This window comes from Pseudomonas sp. GW456-E7 (genome assembly GCF_059424105.1).
The window spans coordinates 72,503-91,140 of record NZ_JBWKZB010000017.1 but is presented as its reverse complement, the minus strand read 5'-3'; the positions used below and the strand labels follow the sequence as shown (position 1 = coordinate 91,140).

16 protein-coding genes are annotated in these 18,638 nt (G+C 63.1%); 15 read left to right on the top strand and 1 reads right to left on the bottom strand.

Annotated elements, in window-relative coordinates; genetic code table 11:
- Positions 1-171: 171 nt before the first annotated feature.
- Positions 172-1,149: a LysR family transcriptional regulator gene (locus AC07YV_RS13465; RefSeq protein WP_102702519.1), complete on the bottom strand. Its 978-nt coding sequence runs from the start codon at positions 1,147-1,149 to the stop codon at positions 172-174.
- Between the two features lie 394 nt (positions 1,150-1,543).
- Between AC07YV_RS13465 and AC07YV_RS13460 the strand changes: the two genes are divergently transcribed.
- From AC07YV_RS13460 to AC07YV_RS13390, 15 genes are all read left to right on the top strand, one after another.
- A complete protein-coding gene (locus tag AC07YV_RS13460) occupies positions 1,544-1,873 on the top strand; it encodes a DUF485 domain-containing protein (protein ID WP_095966912.1) in 330 nt (109 codons plus the stop codon).
- Positions 1,870-3,519: a cation acetate symporter gene (locus AC07YV_RS13455; protein WP_102702520.1), complete on the top strand. Its 1,650-nt coding sequence runs from the start codon at positions 1,870-1,872 to the stop codon at positions 3,517-3,519. Before AC07YV_RS13460 ends, AC07YV_RS13455 begins: the two co-directional genes overlap by 4 nt.
- 170 nt (positions 3,520-3,689) lie before the next feature.
- Positions 3,690-4,940, top strand: a complete 1,251-nt coding sequence (locus AC07YV_RS13450; RefSeq protein ID WP_102702521.1) for an OprD family porin — start codon at positions 3,690-3,692, stop codon at positions 4,938-4,940.
- Between the two features lie 288 nt (positions 4,941-5,228).
- A complete protein-coding gene (locus AC07YV_RS13445) occupies positions 5,229-6,932 on the top strand; it encodes an AMP-binding protein (RefSeq protein ID WP_102702522.1) in 1,704 nt (567 codons plus the stop codon).
- A 108-nt stretch (positions 6,933-7,040) separates the two neighbouring features.
- The gene (locus tag AC07YV_RS13440) at positions 7,041-8,549 is read left to right on the top strand and encodes a CoA-acylating methylmalonate-semialdehyde dehydrogenase (RefSeq protein WP_102702523.1); all 1,509 of its coding nucleotides are present in this window, start codon (positions 7,041-7,043) and stop codon (positions 8,547-8,549) included.
- Between the two features lie 89 nt (positions 8,550-8,638).
- Positions 8,639-9,529: a 3-hydroxyisobutyrate dehydrogenase gene (gene mmsB, locus AC07YV_RS13435; RefSeq protein ID WP_007978273.1), complete on the top strand. Its 891-nt coding sequence runs from the start codon at positions 8,639-8,641 to the stop codon at positions 9,527-9,529.
- Between the two features lie 2 nt (positions 9,530-9,531).
- Positions 9,532-10,620 carry an enoyl-CoA hydratase/isomerase family protein gene (locus AC07YV_RS13430; RefSeq protein ID WP_102702524.1) on the top strand — a complete coding sequence of 363 codons (1,089 nt, stop codon included), beginning with the start codon at positions 9,532-9,534 and terminating at the stop codon, positions 10,618-10,620.
- 18 nt (positions 10,621-10,638) lie between these two features.
- The gene (locus AC07YV_RS13425) at positions 10,639-11,790 is read left to right on the top strand and encodes an acyl-CoA dehydrogenase family protein (protein ID WP_102702525.1); all 1,152 of its coding nucleotides are present in this window, start codon (positions 10,639-10,641) and stop codon (positions 11,788-11,790) included.
- A gap of 66 nt (positions 11,791-11,856) precedes the next feature.
- Positions 11,857-13,485, top strand: a complete 1,629-nt coding sequence (locus AC07YV_RS13420) for a methyl-accepting chemotaxis protein (protein WP_102702526.1) — start codon at positions 11,857-11,859, stop codon at positions 13,483-13,485.
- A complete protein-coding gene (locus AC07YV_RS13415; RefSeq protein ID WP_102702527.1) occupies positions 13,482-14,165 on the top strand; it encodes a TetR/AcrR family transcriptional regulator in 684 nt (227 codons plus the stop codon). The genes AC07YV_RS13420 and AC07YV_RS13415 overlap by 4 nt, the downstream gene beginning before the upstream one ends.
- A 274-nt stretch (positions 14,166-14,439) precedes the next feature.
- Positions 14,440-15,216: an ABC transporter substrate-binding protein gene (locus tag AC07YV_RS13410; RefSeq protein WP_095966922.1), complete on the top strand. Its 777-nt coding sequence runs from the start codon at positions 14,440-14,442 to the stop codon at positions 15,214-15,216.
- A gap of 103 nt (positions 15,217-15,319) precedes the next feature.
- Positions 15,320-16,009 carry an ABC transporter permease gene (locus AC07YV_RS13405; protein WP_007978261.1) on the top strand — a complete coding sequence of 230 codons (690 nt, stop codon included), beginning with the start codon at positions 15,320-15,322 and terminating at the stop codon, positions 16,007-16,009.
- A gap of 12 nt (positions 16,010-16,021) precedes the next feature.
- Positions 16,022-16,720 (top strand): ABC transporter permease, encoded by a 699-nt coding sequence (locus AC07YV_RS13400; RefSeq protein ID WP_102702528.1) that lies wholly within the window; start codon positions 16,022-16,024, stop codon positions 16,718-16,720.
- Between the two features lie 9 nt (positions 16,721-16,729).
- Positions 16,730-17,842 carry a succinylglutamate desuccinylase/aspartoacylase family protein gene (locus AC07YV_RS13395; RefSeq protein ID WP_102702529.1) on the top strand — a complete coding sequence of 371 codons (1,113 nt, stop codon included), beginning with the start codon at positions 16,730-16,732 and terminating at the stop codon, positions 17,840-17,842.
- Between the two features lie 18 nt (positions 17,843-17,860).
- A complete protein-coding gene (locus tag AC07YV_RS13390) occupies positions 17,861-18,625 on the top strand; it encodes an ABC transporter ATP-binding protein (protein ID WP_102702530.1) in 765 nt (254 codons plus the stop codon).
- Positions 18,626-18,638: the final 13 nt, after the last annotated feature.

Here is an 18,638-nt window from a genome sequence, read left to right as displayed (position 1 = left end):
TTTTCAAAAGCAGGATCAAAGGATCGCAGCCTGCGGCAGCTCCTACAAAAAGCGCTGCAGACGCCATGCTCCTGTAGGAGCTGTCGAGTGCAACGAGGCTGCGATCTTTTGACTTTCAGAAGCAAGATCGCAGCCTGCGACAGCTCCTGCAAAGCTACACCTCCCATTCCCTCAGGGCGACGGCAAGTAGTGCATCGTATGGGACTCCCCCATCAACAACGGACGATTCAGTTCCGCACAAGCGCGCAGATAGTCGGCTACCAGGGTGACCCGCTTGAGCTTGCGCAGGTCCTCGCTGTAGTACATCCAGAACTGTCGCGTGACTTCCACTTCACCCGGCAGCACTTCGCACAGACGGGGATCGGGGCCGGCGAGGAAGCAAGGCAGGATGGCCAGCGCCCGCCCTTCCAGGGCTGCATGGTAATGGGCGACCACACTAGTGCTGCGCAGGCGGCAGTTGGCGCCAGGCATCAGGTCGTTCAGGTAGAGCAGCTTGAAGCTGAAGGCCAGGTCTTCGACGTAGGTCACGAACGGGTGGCCGGACAGGTCTTCGCGACTTCCGATCACCGGATGATTGGCCAGGTACTCCGGCGTCGCATACAGGCGCAGGCGGTAGTCGCACAGTCGCGAGCACACGTATGGACCGCGTTCGGGGCGCTCCAGGGTGATGGCGATATCCGCCTCGCGCCGTGACAGGTTGATGAAGTGCGGGACCGGCAAAATGTCCGCCGAAATATTCGGGTAGTGCTCGAGGAAGTGACTCATCTGTGCCGTGATGAAACAGGTTCCAAAGGCTTCCGTGCAACCAATGCGCAGATGCCCGGCGAGCCCCCCGGTGGTGCCAAAAACCTGCTCGCAAGCCACCAGCAGCGTACTTTCCAGGCTTTCGGCGTGGCTGACCAGACGCTGCCCTTCCACGGTCAGGACGAAGCCTGAGGTTCGCGATTTCTCAAACAGCAGGGCGCCCAGGCACTGCTCCAGGGCACGGATGCGCCGCGACACCGTGGTGTAGTCCACGCCCAGGCGACGGGCCGCACCGCTGGCGGTTCGAGCACGGGCAACTTCGAGGAAGAAACGCAAGTCGTCCCAGTTCAGTGGGGGCTGCGTTGTGCGTTTTTGCATATCCATCGGGCTTTTCTGCCAATACATATGGGAAATATGCCCTTATATACTCGCATCTCACCCAACTTGGCCAGCGTCGTTTTCCGGCCAGGAAAGTCCCCTCCCCAATAATAAATAACGAGGGCTGACAGCATGAGCGCATGGATAAACGCCGGCCTGCACGCCGGACACAAACAGCTGCGCAACAGCGCAATCGCGGTCACGCTTTTCGTGCGCCGCTGGCCCGATCCTCTGCTCGTCTCGCAGCCGATCAGGCCTGCCCTCCTGCCCCGCCCACTCTCCTTCGCAAGATCATCCAGGCGGCAATAACTCCAGCACATCAGCATTCAGGCGGCGTCCCGCATCGGGTCGCTGCCCGGGTACCCGTACGCCCCTCAAAAGGCCGAACAACAAAAACAACTAGAAAAAGCGGAGCCGCACCATGACGACTGACCATCCGAACCACACCCAGACCTGTGCACGGGTCAGGGCCAACCCCAAGTTCCAACGCCTCGCGCGTCAGCGTGCACTGCTGGCCTGGACACTGAGCGGCGCGGTCCTGGCGATCTACTACAGCTTCATCATGGTGGTGGCTTTCGCTCCTGCCTGGCTGCACCTGCCGCTGTATGACGGCAGCCACCTCAGCCTCGGCATGCCAATCGGCGTGACGATCATCCTGTTGTCCTGGCTACTCACCGCCTGGTACGTGCACAGCGCCAACACCCGCTTCGACGTGCTCAGCTCGCAGATCCTCCAGGAGTCCCGCGCATGAAACGCCTGTCCGCCCTTCTCGCCCTCAGCCCTGTGCTGGCCCATGCCGACCCCATCATTGCGCAGAAGCAACCGCTCAACCTGCACGCCATCGGCATGTTTTTCGTATTCGTCCTCGCCACCCTGCTGATCACCTGGTGGGCGGCACGGCGCACTCGCTCCGCCGCCGATTTCTACAGCGCCGGTGGCGGTATCACCGGCTTTCAGAATGGCCTGGCAATCGCCGGTGACTACATGTCGGCCGCCACACTGCTGGGCCTGTCGAGCCTGGTCTTCGCCAAAGGCTACGACGGCTTCGTCTACATCATCGGCTTCTTTGTCGGCTGGCCGATCGTCACCTTCCTGATGGCTGAGCGCTTGCGCAACCTGGGGCGCTACACCTTCGCCGACATCGTCTCCTACCGCCTCGATCAGACCCGCGTGCGCAGTTTCGCCGCCCTCGGATCGCTGACCGTGGTGTGCTGCTATCTGGTGGTGCAGATGGTCGGTGCCGGCCAACTGATCAAGCTGTTGTTCGGTCTCGACTACCGCACAGCGGTGGTGGTGGTCGGATTGTTGATGCTGGTCTACGTGATCTTCGGCGGCATGCTCGCCACCACATGGGTCCAGATCACCAAGGCGGTCCTGCTGCTGGCGGGTGGCACCACCCTGGTGCTGATGGCCCTGAGTCGCTTCGACTTCAGCTTCGAGACGCTGGCCGCCCAGGCGGTGGCGGTGCATGCCAGCGGTGTGCAGATCATGGGCCCGGGCACCTTGCTGGCCGACCCGATCAACGCTGTGTCCCTATCCCTCGGCCTGGTCTTCGGCATTGCCGGCCTGCCGCACATCCTGATGCGCTTCTTCACGGTGCCCAATGCCAAGGAGGCACGTAAATCGGTGTTGTTCGCCACGGTGTTCATCGGTTTCTTCTTCCTGGTGGTCTGCGTCCTGGGCTATACCGCCATCGTCATCGTCGGCACGGATCCGCAGTACTACGTCGACGGCAAGCTCGGCGGGGCCATGATCGGCGGCGGCAACATGGTGGCCATGCACCTGGCGAAGGCGGTGGGCGGCAACCTGTTTCTCGGTTTCCTCTCGGCCGTGGCGTTCGCCACCATTCTCGCGGTGGTGGCCGGCCTTGCCCTGGCCGGTGCCTCGGCCATCTCCCATGACCTTTACGCTTCGGTATTGAAGAAGGGCTGCGCCGACGAGAAACAGGAAATGCGCGTATCACGCATCGCCACCGTCTGCCTGGGCATCGTGGCGATTGCCCTCGGCATTCTGTTCGAGGGCCAGAACATCGCTTTCCTGGTCGGCCTGACGTTCGGCATCGCTGCCTCGGCGAATTTCCCGGTACTGATCATGGCCATGTACTGGGGCGGCCTGACCACACGTGGCGCCCTCTACGGCGGCCTGACCGGCCTGGTCAGCGCCCTGGCCCTGGTGATCGGTTCGCCGTCGGTGTGGGTCGGCGTACTGGGGCATGCCCAGGCGCTCTTCCCTTACGACCAGCCGGCGCTGTTCTCCATGCCACTGGCCTTCCTCGTCATAGTGGTCGCTTCCAGGCTTGACCGCAGCGAACGCGCCGACCGCGAACGCGCTGCCTATGCCGACCAGTTCGTGCGTGCCCAGACCGGCCTTGGAGCGGCCATGGCCAGCAGTCACTGACGCTGATTTTTCCGGGGCTGACGCCCCGAGCGCGAGTCCGCTCCTTTGCTTCGCGCTTTTTTACACCCGTCCTGCGCCGCTCGGCGCAGGACACCCCCAATAGCGCCCTTCCCTCGCCACTCCAAGTGGCGCGGGAGCGGCTCGTCGACAACAAAAACAAAAGGCATCCAATGAAACCCACCACCCTCACTCTGTTCCTGGCCGGAAGCGGCCTCGCTGCACAGGCTCATGCCGACTTCCTGGCAGACAGCACGGCCAGGCTGGAGATGCGCAACTTCTACTTCAACCGCGACTTCCGCCAGGCTAATGCCGCCCAGTCCAAGCAAGAAGAATGGGCCCAGGGATTCCTGCTGCGCTACGAATCCGGTTATACCGATGGCACGGTCGGTTTCGGTATCGATGCCCTCGGCCAGCTCGGCGTCAAGCTCGATTCCAGTCCTGATCGCTCCGGCTCCGGCCTGCTCAAGCGCGATAACGAGCCGCCCAAGCGCGCCAAGGACGAGTATGGCGAACTGGGCCTGACGGCCAAGTTCAAAGCGTCCAACAGCGTGCTCAAGCTTGGCACCCTGGCCCCGAAGTTACCGGTGCTGCTGGCCAATGATTCGCGCCTGTTGCCGCAAACATTCCGCGGTGGCCAATTGAATGTTCAGGAGATCAAAGGCCTGAGCGTCGATGCGGGGCGCCTGGATCGGGTCAACCAGCGCGACTCCTCGGACTACGAGAAAATGACGATCACCACCACCGGCGCCAAGGGCATTGTCGGTGGCCAGGCCCGCAGCGACGCCTTCAATTTCGCCGGCCTGGCCTACCAGTGGAACGAGCGGCTGAACACGGGCTACAACTACGGCGGCCTGGACGACTTCTATCACCAGCACCAGTTCAGTCTGGTCCACCTGCTGCCGCTGGGCGCAGGCCAGACGCTCAAGAGCGACCTGCGCTACGCCCGCTCCACCGACGATGGCAACAGCAACATCGACAACAATGCCTTCGGCGCCATGTTCACCTATGCCCTCGGCGGCCATGCCTTCGGTCTCGGTTACCAACGCATGAGCGGCGACACCGGCTTTGCCTACGTCAATGGCACCGACGCCTTCCTGGTGAATTTTGTGCAAATCAACGATTTCGCCAACAAGGACGAGCGTTCCTGGCAGGCGCGCTACGACTACAACTTCGCGGCCCTCGGCGTTCCCGGCCTGACCTTCATGACCCGCTACTTATCCGGCGACAGCATCGACCTGGGCGCCGGCAAGCCCGACGGCCACGAATGGGAGCGCGACACCGACATAGGGTACGTGCTCCAGAGCGGCCCGCTGAAAAACCTCGGTCTCAAGTGGCGCAACGCTACGGTGCGCACCGCCCACTTCGGTAACGACCTCAACGAAAACCGCCTGATCCTCAGCTATAGCCTGGCGCTCTGGTAAGTCCCCGCACAAGGCGTGCGCTGCCTGCATCGCTTGACGGTGCGGACAGCGCACGCCTTGTGCACTTCTGTCGATTCAACGATGCAGCAGGCCCATGCTTTTTTGCACAACATACGGGATTTTTTGAGCATTCTTATTTGATTTATGCCTGCCTATACTCGATTCAACCACCTGGCCATGAACCCGGTCAGTCCCAATAAAAATAAATAGGGCACCCACCGTGAAGCTATCTTTGCTTGCCGTCGTCTCCCCACTTTCAGGTACCCGCGCGCGTCTTGGGAGCCTCCAATGAACAACCACTGCCAACCCTTCCTGGCCGCTCGTGATTTCCTGCTGGCCCACCGTACCGACTACGCCACCGCCGTACGTGACTTCCGCTGGCCGCAACTGCACGAATTCAACTGGGCGCTGGATTACTTCGATGCCATGGCCGAGGGCAACCAGGCCAACGCCCTGTGGATCGTCGAAGAGGACGGCAGCGAACAACGCTACAGCTTCCAGCAACTGGCAGCGCGCTCCAACCAGGTGGCCAATCACCTGCGCGCCCTTGGCGTGCGCCGTGGCGAACGCATCCTGCTGATGCTCGGTAACGATGTCGCCCTGTGGGAAACCATGCTGGCCGCCTTCAAACTCGGCGCCGTGGTCATTCCCGCTACCGCTCTGCTGACCCCCGAAGACCTGCGCGACCGCATCGAGCGTGGCCATGTTCGCCACCTGGTGGTCGGTAGCGCCCATGTCGACAAGTTCGACGGGCTGGGTGAAGACTGCAGCCGCATCTGCGTCGGTCCGTCCCCCGCCGGCTGGACCCCGCACAGCGCCGCCAGCGAGCATTCCGAGCAGTTCGAAACAGAGGGTCGCACGCTGGCCACCGACCCGATGCTGCTGTACTTCACCTCCGGCACCACCTCCAAGCCGAAGATGGTGTTGCACAGTCACCAGAGTTACCCGGTCGGCCACCTCTCGACCATGTACTGGATTGGCCTGCAGCCGGGCGACCTGCACCTGAACATTTCGTCCCCGGGCTGGGCCAAGCACGCCTGGAGCTGCCTCTTCGCACCCTGGAATGCCGGTGCCTGCATCTTTATCCACAACACCGCACGCTTCAGCGCGCCAGCCCTGCTCGGCGTGCTCGAGCGCTACGGCGTCACCAGCCTGTGCGCACCGCCTACCGTGTGGCGCATGCTGATCCAGGAAGACCTGGCCAGTTACAAGACTCGCCTGCGCCTGCGAGAACTGGTGGGCGCCGGTGAGCCGCTCAACCCGGAGATCATCGAGCAGATCCTGCATGCCTGGGGCCTGTTGCTGCGCGACGGCTTCGGTCAGTCGGAAACCACCGCACTGGTCGGCAACACGCCTGGCCAGCGGCTCAAGCCGGGCTCCATGGGCCGTCCGTTGCCGGGCTACCGGGTGACCATGCTCGATCCTGATGGCGTGCCGGGTAACGAAGGCGAAGTGGCCCTGCCGCTGGACGTACGCCCCCTTGGCCTGATGCTGTGCTACGAGGACAGCCCGGAAAAGACTGCCGAAGTGATGCGCGACGGCTACTACCGCACTGGCGACACCGCACAGATCGACGAAGAGGGCTACATCACCTTCGTCGGCCGTGCCGATGATGTATTCAAGGCCTCCGACTACCGCATCAGCCCCTTCGAGCTGGAAAGCGCACTGATCGAGCACCCGGCGGTGATGGAAGTGGCCGTGGTGCCAAGCCCCGACCCCGTGCGCCTGGCAGTGCCCAAGGCCTATCTGATCCTGGCCCATGACGCACAGGGCAGTCACGAACTGGCCGGCAGCATCCTCGCGTTCGCCCGCGAGCACCTGGCGCCCTACAAGCGGGTACGGCGCATCGAATTTGTCAGCGAGCTGCCCAAGACCATCTCCGGAAAAATCCGCCGGGTAGAACTGCGGCAAATGGAAGTGCTACGTCGCCAGGGCGACGCACGTGGCCCGCAGGAATACTTCGAAGAAGACTTCCCGCAACTCAAAGGCTGACCCCTGGGGCCGGCATGCCGGCCCCTCCCCCCGAATTCAAACCCGACCGCTCGGCCAACCACGCTGAGGGGACTCATTCGACCCAACGAAAGCAGGCAGGACCCGTAAATGACCTCTTCCATCGTTCCCAACGTCAAGCTTCTCATCAACGGCGAGTTCGTCGAATCGCGCAGCACCCAGTGGCGCGACGTGATCAACCCGGCCACCCAGGAAGTCCTGGCCCGAGTGCCCTTCGCCACCGCCGAGGAAATGGACGCCGCCGTTGCCAGCGCCAAACAAGCCTTCAAGACCTGGCGCAAGACCCCGATCGGTGTCCGTTCCCGTGTCTTCCTCAAGTACCAGCAGTTGATCCGCGAGAACATCAAGGAACTGGCCGCCCTGCTCACCGCCGAGCAAGGCAAGACCCTGCCGGATGCCGAAGGTGACGTGTTCCGCGGCCTGGAAGTGGTCGAGCACGCCGCCAGCATCGGCAATTTGCAGATGGGCGAACTGGCCAACAACGTGGCCAACGGTGTTGACACCTACACCCTGCTGCAGCCGCTGGGCGTGTGCGCCGGCATCACCCCGTTCAACTTCCCGGCGATGATCCCGCTGTGGATGTTCCCGATGGCCATTGCCACCGGCAACACCTTCGTCCTCAAGCCATCCGAGCAGGATCCGCTGGTGACCATGCGCCTGGTGGAACTGGCGCTGGAAGCCGGGGTACCCAAGGGCGTGCTCAACGTCATCCACGGTGGCGTCGACGCGGTCAACCTGATCTGCGACCACCCGGACATCAAGGCCGTGTCCTTCGTCGGCTCGACCAAAGTCGGCACCCACGTCTACAACCGCGCCACCCAGAACGGCAAGCGCGCGCAGTGCATGATGGGCGCGAAAAACCATGCCATCGTCCTGCCTGATGCCAACAAACAACAGACCCTGAACAACCTGCTGGGCGCCTCCTTCGGCGCTGCCGGCCAGCGCTGCATGGCCCTGCCAGTGGTGATCCTGGTGGGTGAAGCGCAGACCTGGCTGCCGGACCTGATCGAACGAACCAAGACCCTCAAGATCAATGGCGGCACCGAGCCGGGCACCGACATCGGCCCGGTGATTTCCTGCGCCGCCCTGGAGCGCGTCAACGGTTTGATCGCCAGTGGCATCGAAGAAGGCGCCCGCCTCGAACTGGATGGGCGCAACCCGAGCGTGCCGGGCTACCAGGATGGCAACTTCGTCGGCCCGACCATTTTCTCCGGCGTCACCGCGCAGATGTCCGTGTACCGCGAAGAGATCTTCGGCCCGGTGCTGTGCGTCATGCACGCCGCCAATCTGGAGGAGGCGATCGAGATCATCAACGCCAACCCGAACGGCAACGGCACTGCCCTGTTCACCCGCTCCGGCGCTGCCGCGCGGCACTTCCAGGAAGAGATCGACGTCGGCCAGGTCGGCATCAACGTGCCAATCCCGGTACCGGTCCCGCTGTTCTCCTTCTCCGGTTCGCGCGCCTCCAAGCTGGGCGACCTGGGCCCCTACGGCAAGCAAGTGGTGACCTTCTACACCCAGACCAAGACGATCACCCAGCGCTGGTTCGACGAGGACGACACCGGCGGCGCGGTGAACACCACCATTACCCTGAAATGACCTTTGCCGGCCGGCGCCTTGCGTCGGCCGACGACAAGCGCGCGCAGGGTTTCCTGCGCCACTGCCCCCACTCGTAAAAGGTAGCCAACATGCATATCGGATTTCTCGGCCTCGGCAACATGGGCGGCCCAATGGCCCGCAACCTGCTCAAGGCCGGCCACAGCCTGACCGTCTTCGATCCCTTCCCCCAGGCGGTCGCCGCCCTGGTGGAGGCCGGCGCCAGCGCCGCCGACTCACCCGCAGCCGTGGCCAAGGCCAGGGTTGAGGTGATCATCACCATGCTGCCGACCGCCGAGCACGTGAAGCAGGTCTATCGCGGCAAGGATGGCCTGCTGGCCAATATCGGCCCGGGCGTGCTGTTGATCGACAGTTCGACCATCGACCCGCTGAGCACCCGCGAGGTGGCCAAATACGCCCTTGCCCAAGGCAACCCGATGCTCGACGCGCCGGTATCCGGCGGTACCGGCGGTGCGGCGGCAGGCACCCTGACCTTTATGGTCGGTGGCCCGGACAGCGTGTTCGACCAGGCCCTTCCGATCCTCTCGGCGATGGGCAAGAACATCGTGCACTGCGGCGCAGCAGGCAACGGCCAAGTGGCCAAGATCGCCAACAACATGCTGCTCGGCATCTCCATGGTCGGCGTCGCCGAAGCCATGGCCCTGGGTGTAGCCCTCGGGATCGACGCCAAGGTGCTGGCCGGGATCATCAATACCTCCACCGGTCGCTGCTGGAGCTCGGAGGTCAACAATCCGTTCCCGGGCGTACTGGAAAACGCGCCGGCCTCGCGGGGCTACAGCGGCGGCTTTGGCAGCGACCTGATGCTCAAGGACCTGGGCCTGGCCACTGAAGCGGCCCGGCACGCGCGCCAACCGGTCGCGCTCGGTGCCGTAGCCCAGCAGCTGTATCAGACCTTCAGCCTGCAAGGTAACGGCGGCCTGGACTTCTCCGCCATCATCAACCTGTTCCGCGGAGAAGCCTGAACATGAGCGAGCAGCAAGCCCCGGTGCTGGCCAGCGTACGCAACCGTGTCGGCCACCTGACACTGAATCGGCCAAGCGCGTTGAACACCCTGGACCTGCCCATGGTGCGTCTGCTCTGCCGGCACCTGTGGGCGTGGGAGCAGGACCCGGAGATCGTCGCCGTGACCCTTCGCGGCGCCGGTGAAAAGGCCTTCTGCGCCGGTGGCGACATTCGCATGCTGTACGACAGCTACAAGGCCGGCGACAACCTGCATGAGCTGTTCCTCGAGGAGGAGTACGCCCTGGACGAGTACCTGCATGGCTACACCAAGCCAGTGCTGGCACTGCTGGATGGTTTTGTCCTCGGTGGCGGCATGGGGCTGGCCCAGGCCGCCTCGTTGCGGGTGATCACCGAACGCACGCGGATGGGCATGCCGGAAGTCGGCATCGGCTTTTTCCCCGATGTCGGTGGCAGCTATTTCCTGCCGCGCCTGCCAGGTGAACTGGGAACCTACCTGGGCATCACCGGCTGCCAGGTGCGTGCCGCCGATGCCCTCTATGCGAACCTTGCCGACTACTACCTGCCCAGCGAACGGCTGGCCGAGCTGGATGCCTGCCTCGACCACCTGAACTGGACCGCTGCGCCCGTCGAAGACTTGCAGGACCTGCTCGCCGACATGGCCACCGAGCGACTTGCCGGTTCCGAGCTCAAGGCCTGTCGCCAGGCGATCGACGCGTATTTCGCCCTGCCCGATGTCCCGGCCATTCACGCCGCGCTGCAGCGCGAACAACGCCCCGAGCTGCAAGACTGGGCCGAGCAGACGGTGAAGCTGCTCGACAGCCGCTCGCCATTGGCGATGGCCACGACGCTCGAGTTGTTGCGCCGTGGTCGTGACCTGAGCCTGGCCGAGTGCTTCGCCCTCGAGTTGCACCTGGACTACCAGTGGTTCGACAAGGGCGACCTGATGGAGGGTGTGCGCGCCCTGATCATCGACAAGGACAAGTGCCCACGCTGGAACCCGCCAACCCTGGCAGAACTGGTACCTGCCCGGGTGCAAGCCTTCTTCAACGACTTTGAACGCGCCTCCGGCAAGCCCGTACGCACCGCCTGATCGGCAGGAGACTTTGCAATGCACGATATCGAATTGACCGAAGAACAACGCATGATCCGCGACATGGCGCGCGACTTCGCCCGCAGCGAAGTCCCGCCGCATGCCCAGGCCTGGGAGAAGGCCGGCTGGATCGATGACGCCGTGGTGGCGCAGATGGGCGAGCTGGGCCTGCTGGGCATGGTCGTACCGGACACCTGGGGCGGCAGCTATACCGACTATGTGGCCTACGCCCTGGCCGTTGAAGAAATCTCGGCCGGTGACGGAGCCCTCGGCGCGCTGATGAGCATCCACAATTCGGTGGGCTGCGGCCCCCTGCTGAAATACGGCACCCCCGCGCAACAGGACAGCTGGCTGCCGCAGCTGGTCAGTGGTCAAGCGATCGGCTGCTTCTGCCTGACCGAGCCACAGGCCGGCTCCGAAGCGCACAACCTGCGTACCCGTGCCGAACTGCGCGACGGTCAGTGGATTCTCAACGGTGCCAAGCAGTTCGTCAGCAACGGGGAGCGGGCCAAGCTGGCCATTGTCTTCGCCGTCACAGATGCGCAACTGGGTAAGAAAGGGCTGTCGGCCTTCCTGGTCCCCACTGACAACTCCGGATTCGTGGTCGACCGACGCGAACACAAGATGGGCATCAAGGCCTCCGATACCTGCGCCGTGACCTTGAACAACTGCACCATTCCCGAAGCCAACCTGCTGGGTGAACGCGGCAAGGGCCTGGCCATTGCCCTGTCGAACCTGGAAGGCGGCCGCATCGGCATCGCCGCCCAGGCCCTGGGAATCGCCCGCGCCGCCTTCGAAGCCGCCCTGGGCTATGCCCGCGAACGCGTCCAGTTCGGCAAGCCGATCATCGAACACCAAAGCGTGTCCAACCTGCTCGCCGACATGCACACCCGGCTCAACGCCAGCCGCCTGATGGTCCTGCATGCCGCGCGCCTGAAAAGCGCCGGGAAACCGTGCCTGTCCGAAGCCTCCCAGGCCAAGCTGTTCGCCTCGGAAATGGCCGAGCGTGTGTGTTCCAGCGCCATGCAGATCCATGGCGGCTACGGATACCTGGAAGACTACCCGGTGGAGCGCTACTACCGAGACGCGCGCATCACCCAGATCTACGAAGGCTCCAGCGAAGTCCAGCGCCTGCTGATCGCCCGCGAACTGAACCACTACGCACTCTGACCCCCTCGAGCCGGACGCGACTGCCGCCTCCGGCTTTCACCTGCCTTCCCTCTCGCGGAGTTGCCCATGCCCGGCTTGCGCAATATTTCCATTAGCCGTCGTCTGTGGCTGATTTTGCTGACATCCATCCTGATGCTGCTGATTCTCGCCGGCCTGATGCTCAAGCAGAGCCATGACGACCTGTATGCGGCCAAGGCGCTGAAAACCCGCCACGTGGTCGAGACTGCCAGCGGCATCCTGCGCCACTTCCAGAGCCTGGAAGCCCAGGGCCTCAGTCGTGAGCAAGCGCAGCAGCAGGCCATCGCGGTCATGCGCGACTTGCGCTACGACCGCCAGGACTACTTCTGGCTCGAAGACCTCGACACGCGCATGGTCATGCACCCCAATGCCAAGCTCGAGGGCAAGCGCATGGCCGGCACGCTCGATCCGGACGGCAAGGCGCTGTTCGACGAAATGGTCGCCACGGCCAAACGCGATGGTGCCGGCCTGGTGCACTACCGCTGGCCCAAGCCGGGTTCCGACGCGCCGGTGGAGAAGGTTTCCTACGTCGAACTGTTCAAGCCCTGGGGCTGGATTGTCGGCTCGGGCATCTACATCGACGACGTGCAGGTCGAATTCCGCCGCCAGCTGCTCCAGGCTTTCGTCATATTGCTGACGATCACCCTGCTGCTCAGTACGCTGATCCTGCTGATTGCCCGCAGCATCGCCTCGCCACTGGCGCGGGTGGTCGATGCCATGGAGAACATCGCCAGCGGCGAAGCCGATTTGACCCGCCATCTGGATAACCGCTGGCGTGATGAACTGACAGACTTGAGCCGCCATTTCAACGTATTCACCAACAAGCTCCGTGGCGTGATCGGCCAGTCCATCCAGTCCGCCGACAGCCTGGACCAGGCTTCGAAGTCACTCGGTGAAATCGCCGCCGATAGCCAGAACCACAGCCAGCAGCAATCGCAGCAGATGGAGCTGGTCGCCGCCGCCATCCATGAGGTCTCCTACGCCGTGCAGGAAGTGGCCAGGAACGCCGAGCACGCTGCCAACGAAGTTCGCCAGGCCGAAGAGCAGGCACGGCGGGGCCAACACAACATCGACAGCAGCCTGCTCCAGATCGACCAGTTGTCCGATACCATCGGCCAGGCCGTCGAGGTGATCCAGAGCCTGGCCCGGGAAAGCACCCAGATCGGCAGCGTGCTGGAAGTGATCCGCGCCATCGCCGAGCAGACCAACCTGCTCGCCCTGAACGCTGCCATCGAGGCGGCGCGCGCTGGCGAACAGGGTCGCGGCTTCGCTGTGGTGGCCGACGAAGTGCGCCTGCTGGCACAGCGCACCCAGCAGTCCACCGCGCAAATCCAGGACATGATCGAGCGCCTGCACGGCAACTCGGAAGCCGCGGTGAATGTCATCAATGCCAGCAGCCAGGCCGCTCGACAAACCGTGGAACAGGCCCACCAAACGGCTGAAAGCCTGCACCAGGTACTCGGCGCGCTGCGCAATGTCACTGAACTGAACGCCTCGATCGCCAGCGCCACCCTGGAGCAGTCACACGTGGTCGAAGACATCAACCAGAATGTGACCCGAGCAGCCTCTCTGGCCCACGAAAATGCCCAGGCAGCAGACCGTTCCAACGCGGCGAGCCAGGAACTGGGCCAACTGGCGGGTCAGCTCAATCGGCTGTTGGGGCAGTTTCGCGTATGAGGTGGATGAGCAACATGCAGACTTCCAGATCCCTTTTTGCCATGCCTGTCGACGAAGAGCGCAACACGCGCTACCTGGAAACGCGGCACAAGGCGGTCGAGCTGTTCGCCAGGCATGGTTTCAGCCGGGTCAGCATGCGCGACCTGGCCACTTGCCTGGGGATCACGGCCGGCTCCCTCTACAACCACATCGATAGCAAAGAGGCACTGCTGTTTGAACTGATCGAGGAGCTCTACGAAGCGTTGCTGGATGGCGCCAGCCTGGTGACCCGGCGCAAATCCGCCCCCACTGCACGACTGCACGGCCTGCTCGAGGCACACCTGCGGCTCCACGAGCGCATGGCCGCGCATTTCCGCCTGGCTGAGTACGACCTCCATTGTTTGAGCTGCGAACAGCAGGCCTCGATCCTGACCCTGCGCGGACGCTACGAGGAGCACCTGGTGGAGGCCATAGAGCAACTCACCGGTAAACCGGCTGGCGCCACCCTGCGCGCGACCATGAACGGCATCGTTTCCCTGCTCAATCAACTGCCGGCCTGGGTCGGGAAGCCCCAGGCCGGCATTGGCGCACGCCGCAAGCTGCTGCATGAGATGGTAATGAGTACGCTGCAGGGTGCATTGCGCGCAACTCAGGTCGCAGACCTTACACGCCAGGAAAAACCACCGCTCCAACGCTTATGAAGCATGCAGTGGCCAAGCGAAGCCTTGGCCATCAGGCTCTTTCGCCACCCCGGCAAATTCGTTGTGATAACCCGCAGAAACGCTCACCCGTGCCCGGACCGACCGGCCACTGGTGCACGTTGTCACGTCCGGGGCTGATATGTTTTTTTTCAGTTATCTTGCATATGGATTTTTATTGTGTCATTTATAGCCTCGCCGATCACAGGACTGATCCACCGCGCCAACCCGGATGGCGGGCACCCGTTCCCCCAATGCCCTCCAGGGAGTCAACAATATGAACAAGACAGAACTTCTAGGTGCTCTGGCGCTATGCGCTTTCAGCTTTCTGGCACATGCCGACGAAGACAGCCTGCGTATCGGTATCGAAGCCGCCTACCCGCCCTTCTCCTTCAAGACACCGGAGGGCAACGTCAGCGGGTTCGACTACGACATCGGCAACGCCTTGTGCGAAGAAATGAAGGTCAAGTGCGAGTGGGTCATTCAGGAGTTCGACGGCATGATCCCGTCGCTCAAAGTGCGCAAGATCGATGCCGTGCTGTCGTCGATGTCCATCACCGAAGACCGGATGAAATCCGTGGACTTCAGCAAAAAGTACTACCACACGCCGGGCAAGTTCGCGATGAAGGCCGGCAACGTGATCAACGATCCTCTGGTCGACCTCAAGGGCAAGAAACTCGGCGTGCAACGCTCCTCGACCTACGATCGCTTTGCCACCGAGCAACTGGAAAAAGCCGGCGTCGTCGTGGTGCGCTACTCCTCGCAGAATGAAGCCTTCCTCGACCTCGCCTCGGGTCGTCTGGACGCCACCCTCGCCGACATCGTCAACACCGATGAGAGCTTCATCAAGACACCGGCGGGCCAGGGTTTCGCATTGACCGGGCCCGATATCAACGACCCGAAGTATTTTGGCCGGGGCGCCGGGATCGCCGTGCGCAAAGGCGACAGTGCCAACGTTGCGCGCCTGAGTGCCGCGATCGACGCCATTCGCGCCAATGGCAAGTACCAGCAAGTGATGGCCAGGTACTTCGCGTTCGATATCTACGGCGAGTAAGCCAGCCCCTGAAACCTGAAACCTGACCCCGGCGCCGGCCCCTGCAGGCGTCTGCCGGGGCTTGCCCTGCGCGCCTCGCGGCGCTCGCTTGAGGAACTTCATCATGCTCCACGGCTACGGATCGAGCATTCTCGATGGCGCCTGGCTGACCATCAACCTGGCCTTGACCTCCATGTCCCTGGCGATTGCCCTGGGCCTGATCGGTGCAGCCTTTCGCCTGTCGCCGCTCAAGTGGCTGGCCCTGCTCGGGGAAAGCTACACCACCCTGATTCGCGGCATTCCAGACCTGGTGCTGATCCTGCTGATCTTCTACGGCGGCCAGGACCTGGTGAACCGCCTCGCCCTGGCGCTCGGTTACACCCGCTATATCGACATCAACCCCTACATCGCCGGCGTCTGCACCATGGGCTTCATTTTTGGCGCCTACCTCTCGGAAACCTTTCGCGGCGCCTTCATGGCGATCCCCAAAGGCCAGGCCGAGGCCGGCGTGGCCTATGGCATGGGCGGTGCGCAGGTGTTCTGGCGAATCCTGGTACCGCAGATGATTCGTTTCGCCATTCCCGGGTTCACCAACAACTGGTTGGTACTGACCAAATCCACCGCGCTGATCTCGGTGATCGGCTTGCAGGACATGATGTTCAAAGCCAAGAACGCCGCAGATGCCACACACGAGCCCTTCACGTTTTTCCTCGCGGTGGCGGCGCTGTACCTGATGCTCACCAGCCTGTCCTTGCTGGTGCTGCGCTATCTGGAAAAACACTATTCGGTCGGCATCAAAGCCGCCGAATTGTGAGGGGAGCCACCCATGATTCTCGACTACAACCTGATCTGGGAAAACCTGCCGCTGTACTTCAACGGCGCCTTGTTGACCCTCAAAGTCCTGCTGATTTCCCTGGCCCTGGGTCTGGTGTTGGCGATTCCGCTGGCGCTGATGCGGGTCTCGCGATCGCCGCTGATCAACTTCCCGGCCTGGCTCTATACCTACGTGATTCGCGGCACGCCGATGCTGGTGCAGTTGTTCCTGATCTATTACGGCCTGGCGCAGTTCGAAGCGGTGCGCCAAAGCGTGCTCTGGCCCTACCTCTCCAGCGCCACCTTTTGCGCCTGCCTGGCCTTCGCGATCAACACCAGCGCCTACAGCGCAGAGCTGCTGGCCGGCAGCCTGAAATCCACCCACCATGGCGAGATCGAAGCCGCCAGGGCCATGGGCATGTCCCGCCTGACCCTGTACCGGCGCATTCTCATGCCGTCGGCCTTGCGCCGGGCATTGCCGCAGTACAGCAACGAAGTGCTGATGATGCTGCAAACCACCAGCCTGGCCTCCATCGTCACCCTCGTCGACATCACCGGGGCCGCGCGGACTGTCAGTTCACGGTACTACCTGCCGTTCGAGGCGTTTATCACCGCCGGCCTCATCTACCTCGCCCTGACCTTCATTCTGGTGCGTCTGTTCAAGCTGGCCGAGCGCCGCTGGCTGGCGTACCAGGCACCGCGCAAGCACTAAGGAGCTGACATGGAGCACATTCAATACCTGTTGCCGTGGAGTGCCTCGGGCACCGAACGCACGCTGTCGCTGTTCCGCTTTGGCAGTGGAGCACGCAAAGCCTACATCCAGGCGTCATTGCATGCCGACGAATTGCCGGGGATGCGCGTCGCCGTTGAACTCAAGCGCCGTCTGCTGGAACTGGAATCTCAAGGCCGCCTGACCGGTGTGATCGAGTTGGTGCCCATGGCCAACCCGATCGGTATCGCCCAGATGTTCCAGGCCACCCATCAGGGGCGCTTCGAGTTCTCCAGCGGCAAGAACTTCAATCGCGACTTCCCGGAGTTGGTCGATGCCGTTGCACCGCTGCTGGAAGGCAAATTGGCAGACGATGCCGACGCCAACATCGCCCTGATCCGCCGCGCCATGGGCGATGTCCTCGCAGCCCTGCCGGCAGCGGCCTCGGAACTCGACGGCCTGCGCCGCCTGTTGCTGCAGCATGCCTGTGACGCCGATGTGGTGCTGGACCTGCACTGTGACTTCGAATCGATCATGTTGCTGTATGCGATGCCGCAACACTGGCCACGCTTGCAGTCCCTGGCCGCACGCCTCGGTGCGGAGGTCACGTTGCTGGCCGAAGATGCCGGCGGCAGCGCCTTCGACGAAGCCTGCGCCATTGCCTGGCTGCGCCTGGCCGAGCGGTTTCCCGAAGCCAATATTCCCCTGGCATGCGCGGCCACCACCATCGAACTGCGCGGCATGGCCGACACCGGGCGCGAGCAATGCGTCGACAGCGCCCAGGCCATTCTCGGCTATCTCGCCGAACAGGGCCTGATCAGCGGTGACTGGCCAGCGGCACCGCCGAGCCGTTGCCAGGCCATGCCATTCGCCGGCGCCCAGTACGCCTGTGCACCCCATCCCGGTGTGGTGAGCTTTCTGCAACCGCTGGGCGCGCAGGTCAAGGTCGGCGATCCGCTGTTCGAGGTCATTGACCCGCTGACCGACCGCCATAGCGTGGTGAGCGCCAGCACCGACGGCATTCTCTATGCCCGCGAACGCCTGCGTTTTGCCCAGCCTGGACTGTGGCTGGCCAAAGTGGCAGGCATCACCCCCATTCGCCAGGGTCGCTTGCTCAGCGACTGATTCCAGAGAGTTCAAACCATGTACAAACTTGAAGTTCAGGACCTGCACAAAAGCTACGGCGCCCACCAGGTGCTCAAGGGCGTGTCCCTGCAAGCGCAGGCCGGCGACGTGATCAGCATCATCGGCTCCAGCGGCTCCGGCAAAAGTACCTTCCTGCGCTGCATCAACCTGCTGGAGCAACCCAATGCGGGCGATATCGTGCTCAATGGCGAACTGCTCAAGCTGGTGACCAACAAACTTGGCGGGCTGAAAGCGGCCGAACCCAGGCAGTTGCAGCGCATGCGTTCGCAGCTGTCGATGGTGTTTCAACATTTCAACCTCTGGTCGCACATGAGCGCTCTGGAAAACGTCATGGAAGCCCCGGTGCATGTGCTGGGCCAAGGCAAGAAAGAGGCACGGGAAAAGGCCGAGCACTACCTGGACAAAGTCGGTGTGGCGCACCGCATGCACGCCTGGCCGGCGCACATGTCCGGTGGCGAGCAGCAGCGCGTGGCGATTGCCCGTGCACTGGCGATGGAACCGCAGGTGATGCTGTTCGATGAACCGACATCGGCCCTCGACCCCGAACTGGTCGGCGAAGTGCTCAAAGTCATGCAGGACCTGGCACAGGAAGGCCGCACCATGGTGGTGGTGACCCACGAAATGGGCTTTGCCCGCGAGGTTTCCAACCAACTGGTGTTCCTGCACAAGGGCGTTGTCGAAGAGCGCGGCGACCCGCGTGAGGTGCTGGTCAACCCGCAGTCCGAACGCCTGCGGCAGTTTCTGGCCGGGAGCCTGAAGTAAGACCGCCACCGGC